Here is a 12,055-nt window from a genome sequence, read left to right on the forward strand (position 1 = left end):
TTGACTAGTATTAACTCATATTTTGTCAACTTTTGAATAACTAAAAACAATAATAAATCTTTTGTCTCTTTTGCGGTTAAAATAAAATATAAATGAATTCTCAAAAAAAAATATTAATCATCACCTATTACTGGCCACCTGCAGGAGGTCCCGGTGTTCAAAGATGGTTGAAATTTGCAAAATATTTACCCGAATTCGGATGGGAGCCCGTGATCTATACTCCCGAAAATCCGAGTTATCCATTGCTGGATGAAAGCTTAATGAAAGATGTTCCTGAAAATATTGAAATCATAAAAACAAAGATTTGGGAACCTTATCAACTAGCCGAAAAGCTGAATAAAAGTAACAAAAAATTCAAGGCCGGACAGTTTGATGTTGGGAAAAATCAAAGTTGGAAATCTAAGCTTTCAATTTGGGTAAGGGGAAATTTTTTCATTCCTGATGCCAGAGTTTTCTGGGTAAAACCTTCCGTAAAGTTTTTAGAGCAATATTTAAAAGAAAACAAAATTGATGTTGTGGTGACTTCCGGGCCACCCCATTCTTTGCATTTAATTGGTTTACATTTAAAAAACAAACTTCCCTCTCTAAAATGGATTGCCGATTTTCGTGATCCGTGGACGGAAATTTCCTATTACAAGCACTTAAAATTAACTAAAAGTTCAGATAAAAAACACCGTCAACTAGAAAGCGATGTATTCAGAAATGCTGATATTACGCTGGCGACAAGCTATACCGATGCAGAAAATTTCCGCAAAAATGGAGCAAATGCCGTTTGTATTACAAATGGTTTTGATGAAACAGATTCAAACCCTCAAACCCTCAAACCCTCAAACTCTCAATCTCAATTCACATTGAGCTATATCGGTGTTTTAGAACAATTGAGAAATCCTGAAACTCTTTGGAGAGCTCTGGATAATTTAATTAAAACAAATTCTGATTTCGCTGAAAATTTTACCTTAAAGTTTGCAGGAAGAATTGATGAGAAGATTTTAAACTCAATTGAAAATTCAGGTTTAAAAAATAATATTTTAAATCTAGGTTATGTTTCTCATGACAAGGCAATCGGTGAAATGCAAAGTTCTGACATGCTTTTAATTACAAATTTCCCGAATGAATCTTCAAAAGGAATTATTCCCGGAAAAATATTCGAATATCTGGCCACAGGAAAACAGATTATTTCTTTCGGACCGGATAATGCGGATGTTGCTAAAATTTTAAATGAAACAAAAGCCGGAAAACATTTCAGCTACAGTGATTTCGAGTCAGTTAAGAGCTTTATTCTCGAAAAATTTGAGCTCTGGAAAAACGGAACTCTTCTTGAAAACACTCAAAATATCGAGCAGTTCTCAAGAAAAAATCTAACGAAAAAGCTGGCTGAAATTTTAAATTAAATTGTCCACTGATCATTAACGACAGCCACAAGATAATATTTCCCCTGAAATTCCTCAAAAACAAGACGAAGACATTTCCAATCCATTCCGGCTGTAGCTTCCGAACCTTTGATAAAGTTTTCTGTAAAATCTACTTTTGGATAGATTTCCTTTAAATTATTCAGTGAATTTCCTTTTCCAAGAAATTCATTTAATGCAACCTGTCCTGTTACAAAATCTTTTGAATACACCCATTTTGTAAGATAATCATCAATTGTTGCCTTATAAAGATCTCCGGAACCATCCATTGTCCCCCAGGTAAACAAGGTTTTTGTCGGCTGATATTTTGCAAAATCTGCTTTTGAAAACTGCTTATCTTCTTTTGGATTTACAAAAGCATACATAGAAAATCTCACTCCCTTTTCAGGATGAATGAATTCCGCGAATTTTTTATAATCCTTATCTTTTAAAGTTTGTACTACCTGTTTATTAATTTGCTGTAGAGCAGCGTCTTTATCAGCTATAGACTGCTCTGCATGCGTACTATCCACTTGTACTTGTTGTGTCGAGTCACTTTTATTTTCAACAACTTTATCAGGGGTTTTGTTACAGGCAACGATACTTACGATGAGCAATGAAATGAATAATTTTTTCATATTTTTAATCTTGTGGCTATAAAATCACCAAATTTAATGCCGTAAAATAGTTTCGATAGATAAGTTCTTCTGTAAGTTTTTAACCTAATCTAAAGGTTTTAGTTAAATTTGTTTTATGGAAATTTTGGATATTCTCATCATCGGAGGCGGACCAATTGGTTTGAATTGTGCCTTGGAAGCTCAGAAAAATAATCTTACTTATTTAATTATTGAAAAAGGAACCATAGTCAATTCACTTTATAATTATCCTTTATACATGAGGTTTTTCTCCACTGCTGAGAAGCTGGAAATTGATGGAATTCCTTTCATCTCAACAGCTCCAAAACCGGGAAGACAGGAAGCATTGGAATATTATCAGGGAATTGCGCGCCAAAGAAATATCAACATTCACTTGTATGAAAAGGTTGAAAAAGTTTCTAAAGAAAATGACATTTTTGAGATTGAAACTTCAAAAGGAAAATATTTTGCTAAAAATGTTGTCATCTCAACAGGATTCTACGATATTCCAAATCTCATGAATATTCCTGGAGAAAATTTACCAAAAGTAAAACATTATTATACTGAACCTTATCCTTATGCCAAACAAAAAATTGTGGTCGTTGGCTCAAGCAATTCAGCGGTTGATGCGGCATTGGAAACTTACCGAAAAGGAGCGGAAGTGACAATGATTATTCGTCACTCCGAAATTTCAGAAAGTGTAAAATATTGGGTAAAACCGGATATTGAAAACAGAATTGCAGAAGGAAATATTAAAGCTTATTTTAATTCTACTCTTCTTGAAATCAGGGAACATTCTGTAATTTTTAAAGATGAAAACGGGAAAACCATTGAAATTGAAAACGATTTTGTTCTGGCCATGACTGGCTATCTCCCCGATTTTGATTTTCTTAAAAATTCCGGAATTGAACTGCAGGGAGAATGTTTAAACCCTCTTTATAATGCTCGAACAATGGAAACTAATGTTGAAAATCTTTATCTCGCAGGAGTTGTCTGTGGAGGGAAAGACACCCATCTCTGGTTTATTGAAAACTCAAGAATTCATGCAGAGATGATTGTGAAAAATATTCTTTTAAAGCAGAAATAATAAATTAAAACAAAACATTCACTCCAAAAATAAAATTCCGTCTTGGGGCAGGATTGTAAAAACGGTTTCCAAAAGCATTAACATCAAAACCCAAAACATAATCCGTATTGTAAAGATTTTGGATCTGTAAATATAAATTCAATCTTAGTTTGTCAAGATCTAAAGGAAATCTGAACTGGATATTTCCAACCAAACTCGGCTCCGACCAAACGGAATTCGCATCATTTAAAGGAATTTTTGAAGTATAAAAATGGGAGTAATCTACGGAAAGCTTTTTGAAAAAAGTAAAATTCAGCAAACTGTTGATTGTTGTTTTCGGAACACCTGTTATAGCATTTCCTGAAAAGTCAGTGTTGAGCTGTTTATAATTCTCAAATTTAAAATTGTAAAAGCTTCCCGAAAACCTAAACTTAAAGTTATTGAAAAAGTCATTTTTTAAACTAAAATTCTTTGATTCTAAAAGAACTTCAATGCCTTTTTGAACCGTTTTTCCCTGATTAATAAAATATTCCTGACCCGCTTCATTCTGTCTTCTGACAATCGCATCATTCATTCTAAAATCAAAATAATTCCCTTCAATAAAAACAAAATTTCCAAACTGCTTTCTTATTCCGATTTCTTTATTCCAGCCATACTCCGGAACGAGATTTAAACTAAATTCCTGATTGGAAGAACGGATTTCCTCATTGGTAGGAGCAGAGTTCCCCTTCCCTATTTTTCCACGTACCGAAAAACCTTTACCTACAAGATAGGTGATTCCAAAATTGGGAAGCCATTGATTTTTAAATTTAATATTTCCATTTTTAGAATCCGGGTAAAGTCGTTGCCAATCGTAAGAATTCGAATTTAAGCTAATCGAAATATCTGTGAAAAATTTTTCATTGAAATTTAATTTTTGTGAAAGAAAATAAAATCCGGAAGTATATTTAATTTGGTCAAAATTCTGTAGTTTTCCTTCAATTCCTTTGTTATTATCATAGTTTTTAATCAAAACATCATTAATTCCACCTTCAAAACCAAATCTATAAGCCAGGCTAACTTTATTCCAGTTTTTTTCATAATTGAAATGAGTTCTCAGTGCAAAATTCTTTTCAAAACGATTTTCAAAATTGGTAATAAATGGATTTTCAAAATCTACATACGAGCCTTGAACCAAAATAAAATGTGAAAAATTTGAATTAAAATTAAATTCGTGAGAAAGCCCGGTTAATAGCATTTTATTCCGTATCCCGGCTTCCTGTTCTTTGGCTCCTGGAAGGGTTGATGTAGCAGGTCTCGCCTGCTTTCTGTTGGCTTGCATTTGTTCTAAAGTTAGCCCTCCCGGAGTTTCATAATCCAGATCAGAATAGATCAACATAACCTTTAACAAAGCTTTTTCTGAATATTGAAAATTATCTTTAATGAATAATTGCTTTCTTTGAACCTGCGATTGTTCCCGATAAGAATCCGTCTGATAATAATTCTGAAAAACCTGTAAAAAGTGTTTTCCGAATTGCTTCGAAAAATCAAAACTTTGGCTAAAAGCGCCATAACTTCCGATCGCTAAATCAGCTGATAAGTTATCTGAACTTCTGGTTTGTAAAAGTACAGTTCCACCCGTAACTGCTCCGTAATCACCACTTTCAGGGCCTTTATATACTTCCATTCTATCAATCAATTGCGGAGAAATTAGATTAAAATATGTATTTCCGGAGGCATCCGACAAGATAAAATCATCCAGATAAACCTTAATATTTCTAACTCCGAAAGGTGATCTCAACGTACTGCCCCGAACGGAAATCCTATAGCTTGCAGGCGAACGTTCTTCCATTCTGGCACCTGGAATTTGATTCACTGATTCGAGCATTCTTTCCGGAATATTCTGATCTAATAAGTTTTCAGAAACAACGGAAACTGATTTTGTAGAAACAATAAATGGCGTTGATTTTTTGTAAGCATCAATCCTGACTTCAGAAATCAACGTCGCAGAATCTTTTTTTTGCGAAAAGAAAAACAAAACAGAAAATAAGGAAAGTAAAAAATATAATTTTGTCATTAAATAATTGGAAGCAAAAATTATTCTTTTCTCTATTTAATCGGATTAAATTTTGTAGCAACTTTTTCAATTAAGACAAAAAAATAAATGTATACCAGATAATAACTATTCTCCAGCTTTCTTATCTTTAATCATCCATGGAACAATAAAATAAAAGGCAACAGCAATAATTGTTGCTAAAACCCCGGTTCCAATCCATAAAGTATTGAATCCGAGCTTTTCAGCAATTAAAGTTCCTAAATATGGAGTTACAATAAATGCAATGGAAAATGAGATTCCGTTCAAACCCATATACGCTCCTTTGTTGTTTTCTCCGGAACGTAGGGCCGTAATTGTTGACATGAACGGCAACGTCCAGATCTCCCCGATACAAAGCAATGTCATGGAAACAATAAGGGCAATGAGGCTGTAGTCAAAAGCCAGCATGGCGTATGAAAACCCACAAATAAAAGTCCCCAAAAGCATTGTGACAGCGAGATTGAAATATTTTTCCGCGATTTGTACAAAACCCATTTCAAGCAATACGATTAAGAAACCGCTATATCCCAAAATATAACCGATATTCTCCTGACTTAATTTTGCCGTATCCTTGTAAAATATTGTTAACGTACTGAATATCTGGAAAAAGCATATTGAAAACAGCATACAGAAAAAACAGTATATCAGGAATTTGCCATCGCGGTACGGCGAATTTCCTTTCTTAATTTCAATAACTTCCTTTATTTTTTTAGCTTTCAATTTGGCAAGTTTATTCCGTTTTCTGAAAAAGAATATATAGATAATTCCTGCCGACAATGCCGTTAAAGCATTACTGAAAAACAAGAATTCATAGGAGATTGCGGATAGAATACCTCCTAAGGCAGGACCAATTGAGAAACCTAAGTTCACAGCCATCCGGTTTAAGGAAAATGCTCTTGTGATATTTTCCGGTTTTGCATATTTTGTAATGGCTACAGAGTTTGCAGGACGGAATGAATCCGTAACAATACTCTGCAATAAAATAATGCATGCTACTCCAACCTCAGTTTTAAAAATCGGAATTAAACAAAACAAGGGAACGCTCAATAACAGGCTCAGTGACTGCACTTTATACTCGCCAATTTTATCGGTAATAAAACCTCCCAGCCAAGATCCCAATACAGATCCTATCCCGAAAAAGCTCAGTACAATTCCGGTATTTTCAATGCTGAAATGTAGATGATTGGTCATATAAACACCCAAAAACGGCAGTACCATCGACCCCGAACGGTTGATGAGCATTACCAACGCGAGCATCCAGCTTTCCTGCGAAAGTCCTTTGAATGAGCTTGTATATAGTTTTAATAGTTTCACAATTTCTTAAGTTTTAATTAATAATTTGTATTTGATTTAATTTTAACACTAATGGCACTAATTTTCCACGAATAACACTAATTTGTGTAGACCTGTGAAAATATTTGTGGTATCCGTGTTTTAAAAAAATAAAAAAACAGGACTTAAAAATTAAGCCCTGTTTCATTTATATTGATATAAATAATTTCTACTCCGGCTTATAAGAGTCTTTTAACGTCACAGTACGATTGAACACCAAATTGGTATCCGTAGAATCCTGATCCTTCGTGAAATAGCCAATTCTCTGGAATTGAAGAGGTTCTCCAACTGCCACATCTTTTAAGCTAGGTTCAGCGAAACCTTGAACTGTTGACACAGATTCCGGGTTGATGAAGTTTAAGAAATCTACATCTTTCTCAGCATCAGGCTGTTCCACAGTGAAAAGTTTATCATAATTTCTGATTTCGACAGGAATCGCATGTTTTGCAGACACCCAATGAATCGTACCTTTTACTTTTCTTAAACTTTCCTCAGTTCCACTTCCCGACTTGGATTTTTCATCGTAAGTAGCATAAATCGTGGTAATTTCACCGTTTTCATCTTTTTCTACCCTTTCACCTTTGATGATATAAGCAGATTTTAAACGGACTTCGCCACCTAATTTTAATCTGAAAAACTTATTATTAGCTTCTTCTTTAAAATCTTCACGCTCAATATATAATTCCCTTGAGAACGGAATTTCTCTTGTTCCTGCATTTTCCTGTTCAGGATTATTTTCCGTTTCCAGCCATTCTTCTTGTCCTTCAGGATAATTTTCAATGACTAATTTAATTGGATCAACAACCGTCATCACACGTTTTGCGACTTTATTTAAGTCTTCACGGACGCAGAATTCCAACAGCTGAAGTTCAATAAGGTTCTCCCTTTTTGCAACCCCAACTCTTTCAATAAAGTTTCTGATAGCGGCAGCTGTATACCCTTTCCTTCTCATTCCGGAAATTGTAGGCATCCTTGGGTCATCCCAACCGTTTACTACATTTTCGGCGATTAACCTTTGTAGTTTTCTTTTGGAAGTGATCATATAAGAAACGTTCATCCTTGCAAATTCTCTTTGCTTCGGTGCAACTTTGGATTCGTCATAAACCTGCTCCAGGTACCAGTTGTACAGCGGTCTGTGATTTTCAAACTCCAAAGAACACAATGAATGTGAAACTTGCTCCAAATAATCAGATTCACCATGTGCCCAATCGTACATCGGATAAATTTTCCATGTTGTACCCGTTCTGTGGTGAGGTCTTTTCAGAATTCTGTACATCACAGGGTCACGCATATTCATATTTGGGGATGTCATGTCGATTTTTGCGCGAAGAGACATTGAACCTTCCTCAAATTCGCCGTTTTTCATCCTTTCAAATAAATCTAAAGACTCTTCAACAGGACGGTTTCTGTATGGAGATTCCACACCCGGTTCTGTAGGATTTTTTCTTTGCTCAGTAATCACTTCAGACGGTTGCTCATCAACGTAAGCTTTTCCTTCTTTGATCAACTGAACTGCCCAATCATAAAGCTGCTGGAAGTAATCGGAGGCATACAACACTTTATCCCATTTGAAACCTAACCATTCAACGTCTTTCATGATAGAATCTACGAATTCCTGCTCTTCTTTTTCAGGGTTCGTATCGTCGAAACGAAGGTTTACGGGAGCATTGTATTTTTCACCCAAACCGAAGTTGATGCAGATCGCTTTGGTGTGACCTACATGCAGATAACCGTTTGGTTCAGGCGGAAAACGGAAACGGATCTGATCTCTTTTCAGACCGTTTGCCAAATCATCTTCGATAATTTGCTCAATAAAATTGAGTGATTTTTTTTCTTCTTCCATTAAAATTCGCTTTATATATCGCTTTATACGACAATTTGCAAATTTAGGAAATTTTGGGGGTTTACGGAAATTATAATTTAAAACTATAATTATTAATAATTCAATATTTTTCTTTAACTTAGGATAAAACTAAACCGTTTCTCAAATAATAATTAAAGATGGCTGTCTATATTCTAAGCAATCGGAAAATTGTTCGTCATAAAGGTGAAAGAGTAGATTCTTTTTCCAAAGACGAATACTCCATTCCTAATTTCAGAATTGCGAAATGTAATTTTGATTCCTATAAAGAACCGACTGCCCCAGCCAAAAAGAAAAAGGATTATACCAACCGGAATATTCTTGATTACAAGCTTTTTTCCGAACCCGAAAAACAAGGATATCAGGACGTTTTGGATGTTTTATTAACCGAAAAAGGAATTAAAGAATCCACTTTAACGGCAAATAATTTGGGAGGAACCCAGAAAATGTTTTATGAATTGTATAAAAACATGTCATCTACAAAGGACAGAAGTGATGTTTTGATATTTATTCATGGATATGCTTATGATTTTGATGATGAATTAAAAGCAATTCTTGACCTTAAAAAATTATTTATTGATAATCCGGTATCGCCTGTAGAGCATATTCTGTTTGTAAGCTGGCCGGCTTCCAGCAGTATCATTCCGCTGACCTATTTTGATGATAAGGCATCAAGTATTAATTCCGGAAGCTCATTAATGAGATTATTTTACTTCTATACTCAATTTTTAAAGGATATTTTTTCGAACCGTGACCTTGTTCCCTGCAGTCAGAGAATTCATATTATGGCACATTCGATGGGAAACCGTGTGCTTCAAAGTATGCTGTACAGCCTGAAAAGGGAAAATATTCTGAGAGTAATTGACCAGGTTTTACTGCTGAATTCTGATGTTTCTTACAAAGTTTTTGAAGATAATGAAGACTCATTCAATAAACTTCCTTTACTGGCGAACAGGATTTCAATCTATTTAAACAGAAAAGATCTGATTCTTGGAATATCACAGTTTACAAAAAATATTTTAACGCCGAGGTTGGGGAAAAACGGTCCGAGTAATATTGAACCTTTTAAAGATATTGTCTCCGTTATCGACTGTACTTTTGTGGAAGATAACCTGCTGGACACATTGAAATTTGAAGTTGGAAATCACTGGGGCTATCTTTCCAGCTCACTGGTTCAGAGTGATATTTTCCAAAATTTGTATGGCGTGGATAGGAATCTTATTAACAACAGATTAAAGAATAGCGAAAATTTTTTCACAATTATCTCTTAATAATAATCAAATTTTAAATATATGATAAACCTTTACCCTAAGATTAAAAACAGCCGCACACGTTGGCATAAAGATTGTAAATTTTTATGTACTAAACACTAAAATTTATTTCTTATGAACAAAGTAAAAAAGAAGTTTTCTTATTGGCTGGACTGCATTAAGAAAGCAATTTTCGTAAAAGATGTGATTTAAAATAACTGAATTAAAACGCTTAAAATATAAAAATATTCGAGCCTAAAACTACATTATTCATTAAAAAATAACCGTTCACCCTGTAGAGCCAATTGACTGTCAAAGTTATTGGTAAACAAACCGCCTGTGCCTAAACCTTGTGGCATTTTGCTGTTTTTCGTAAATGTATATTGAGCAATCGCATTCAGTCCGATATTGCTTTCCAAGGCTGAAGTTATCCACCATCCGATATTTTGTTCTTCTGCCAGGGAAATCCATTCATCTGAGCCGGAAAAACCTCCTATTAAAGACGGTTTTAAAATAATATATTGTGGATTTATGACTTCTAAAAGCTTTTTCTTTTCATTAAAATCAATAATTCCTATTAATTCTTCATCCAAGGCAATTGCAGTTGGAGTTTCGGCGCACAATTCTGCCATATCTTGCCAATTTCCTGCTTTTATGGGCTGTTCAATGGAATGAATATCCAGATCTGCCAATTGTTGTAAAACAATTTTCGCTTCTTCCTTATTGAAACCTCCGTTGGCATCAACACGCAATTCAAGCTTGTCTTTTGAAAATTTTTGTCTTAATTTTTGAAGGATTTCGTGCTCGGATTTCCAGTCGACACCGATTTTTAATTTAATACAGTGAAAGCCATTTTTCAATTTCTCATGAATCTGTTCTTCCATATAATTGATGTCACCCATCCAGATCAGTCCATTGATGATAATTGGAATTTTCCCATTGGTAAAGTCACTTGGAAAATAAAGATTTTTACCATGTTTTAAATTTAAAACAGCCTGCTCATAGCCTAGCCAAATTGATGGAAATTCCTTTAAATTTTCCTTTAAAAATTCAGAATCCTCTTGAATATTTTCACAAAGCCATTGCAATTTTTCTTCATAATCTGGTCGGTCGTCAAAACTTAATCCTCTGAAAACCGCACATTCCCCTATTCCTTTTTTACCATTTTCTGAAATTTCCAGAATAAAAGTTTCTTTTTCATGCAAAACGCCGCGAGATGTTCCACTCGGGCGTTTGAATTGTAATAAATATTTGAAATATTCTGCTTTCATTTATTTTACACTATCGATTCGCATAAATTCTTCTGCTTTTTCCACCATATCGACGCTTCCACAAAAAAACGGAATTCTTTGATGAAGTTCTGTCGGTTCCACTTCCAGAATCCTTCTGAACCCGTCTGTAGCCTTTCCTCCCGCTTGTTCAGCCAAGAAAGCCATTGGGTTACATTCGTATAATAATCTTAATTTCCCGTTTGGAGCCTGTGAATAAGATGGATAAATATAAATCCCTCCTTTCAACATATTTCTATGAAAATCAGCGACTAACGAACCAATATATCTTGAAGTATATGGTCTGTCACCTTCTTCCATCTGGCAATATTTAAGATAGTTTTTTACTCCCTGAGGGAATTTTATATAATTTCCTTCATTGATAGAATAAATTTTACCTGTTTTCGGAAATTTCATGTTAGGATGAGAAAGATAATATGTTCCTAAAGATGGGTCTAATGTGAATCCGTTCACACCATTTCCTGTCGTGTAGACGATCATCGTAGAAGAACCGTAAATTACATAGCCTGCCGCAATCTGATTCACTCCTTTTTGCAGGAAATCTTCCAGTTGAACCGGAGTTCCTGGCTCGGTAACCCTTCTGTAAATAGAGAAAATTGTGCCCACAGAAACATTTACGTCAATATTGGAAGAACCGTCCAAAGGGTCAATTAATACAACATATTTACTTAAATGTCCGTTTTCACCGCATTTAATGTCAATAAAATCATCATTTTCCTCAGAAGCAATCCCGCAAACCACCTCTCGTTGAGACAAGGCTGTAATAAAGATATCGTTGGCGATTACGTCAAGCTTTTGCTGTTCCTCTCCCTGTATATTTTCATTGCCCGCTTTTCCTATAATATCTGCAATTCCGGCTTTATTCACTTCCCTGTTTACGACCTTCGAAGCTAATCTTATTGCGCTTAAAAGACGAGAAAATTCACCCGTGGAATATTGAAAATCGTCCTGCTTGTCAATAAGAAATTCTCCCAAAGTCTGTAATGGCTGATCTGACATATTTTTTCTTTTTACGTTTTCCCCAAATTTCGTAAAATTTATCACATTTAGAAAGAATTATTAATAAAAGACCTTATCTACTGGCTTTCAACCGAATACAATGATCGCTACGATGGAAACATGATTTTTCATCTATAAATCAATCCCCATTCTGTTGAAGC

Annotated in this window: 9 protein-coding genes; 3 read left to right on the top strand and 6 right to left on the bottom strand. The window is 34.7% G+C overall.

The genetic code is table 11. The annotated features are described in order from the left end of the window. Window positions 1-92 precede the first annotated feature (92 nt). The gene (locus ATE47_RS10395; protein ID WP_062161911.1) at window positions 93-1,391 is read left to right on the top strand and encodes a glycosyltransferase family 4 protein; all 1,299 of its coding nucleotides are present in this window, start codon (window positions 93-95) and stop codon (window positions 1,389-1,391) included. On the opposite strand, the gene ATE47_RS10400 is transcribed toward ATE47_RS10395, so the two are convergent. Then, window positions 1,388-2,026 carry a hypothetical protein gene (locus ATE47_RS10400; protein ID WP_062161912.1) on the bottom strand — a complete coding sequence of 213 codons (639 nt, stop codon included), beginning with the start codon at window positions 2,024-2,026 and terminating at the stop codon, window positions 1,388-1,390. The two genes, ATE47_RS10395 and ATE47_RS10400, sit on opposite strands and share 4 nt — an antisense overlap. Window positions 2,027-2,141: 115 nt before the next feature. On the opposite strand from ATE47_RS10400, the gene ATE47_RS10405 reads away from it, so the two are divergent. Further along, the gene (locus ATE47_RS10405) at window positions 2,142-3,110 is read left to right on the top strand and encodes a YpdA family putative bacillithiol disulfide reductase (protein ID WP_062161913.1); all 969 of its coding nucleotides are present in this window, start codon (window positions 2,142-2,144) and stop codon (window positions 3,108-3,110) included. Between the two features lie 4 nt (window positions 3,111-3,114). Here ATE47_RS10405 and ATE47_RS10410 read toward each other — a convergent pair whose 3' ends face one another. The 3 genes from ATE47_RS10410 to ATE47_RS10420 form a co-directional block, all read right to left on the bottom strand. Next, window positions 3,115-5,145 (bottom strand): TonB-dependent receptor, encoded by a 2,031-nt coding sequence (locus ATE47_RS10410; protein WP_062161914.1) that lies wholly within the window; start codon window positions 5,143-5,145, stop codon window positions 3,115-3,117. A gap of 105 nt (window positions 5,146-5,250) precedes the next feature. After that, a complete protein-coding gene (locus ATE47_RS10415) occupies window positions 5,251-6,420 on the bottom strand; it encodes an MFS transporter (RefSeq protein ID WP_082632567.1) in 1,170 nt (389 codons plus the stop codon). Window positions 6,421-6,664: 244 nt separating this feature from the next. After that, on the bottom strand, window positions 6,665-8,338 hold the full coding sequence (locus ATE47_RS10420) for a glutamine--tRNA ligase/YqeY domain fusion protein (protein ID WP_062161916.1): 1,674 nt from the start codon (window positions 8,336-8,338) through the stop codon (window positions 6,665-6,667). 158 nt (window positions 8,339-8,496) lie between these two features. Between ATE47_RS10420 and ATE47_RS10425 the strand changes: the two genes are divergently transcribed. Continuing rightward, the gene (locus ATE47_RS10425) at window positions 8,497-9,627 is read left to right on the top strand and encodes an alpha/beta hydrolase (RefSeq protein ID WP_062161917.1); all 1,131 of its coding nucleotides are present in this window, start codon (window positions 8,497-8,499) and stop codon (window positions 9,625-9,627) included. Window positions 9,628-9,872: 245 nt separating this feature from the next. Here the strand turns inward: ATE47_RS10425 and ATE47_RS10430 are convergent, their stop codons facing one another. Next, the gene (locus ATE47_RS10430; RefSeq protein WP_062161918.1) at window positions 9,873-10,877 is read right to left on the bottom strand and encodes an o-succinylbenzoate synthase; all 1,005 of its coding nucleotides are present in this window, start codon (window positions 10,875-10,877) and stop codon (window positions 9,873-9,875) included. Further along, complete coding sequence (gene fbp / locus ATE47_RS10435; protein ID WP_062163512.1) at window positions 10,878-11,894, bottom strand: class 1 fructose-bisphosphatase; 1,017 nt, start codon at window positions 11,892-11,894, stop codon at window positions 10,878-10,880. It lies immediately after the preceding gene. Window positions 11,895-12,055 lie beyond the last annotated feature (161 nt).

Source organism: Chryseobacterium sp. IHB B 17019, assembly GCF_001456155.1.
GTDB lineage: Bacteria > Bacteroidota > Bacteroidia > Flavobacteriales > Weeksellaceae > Chryseobacterium.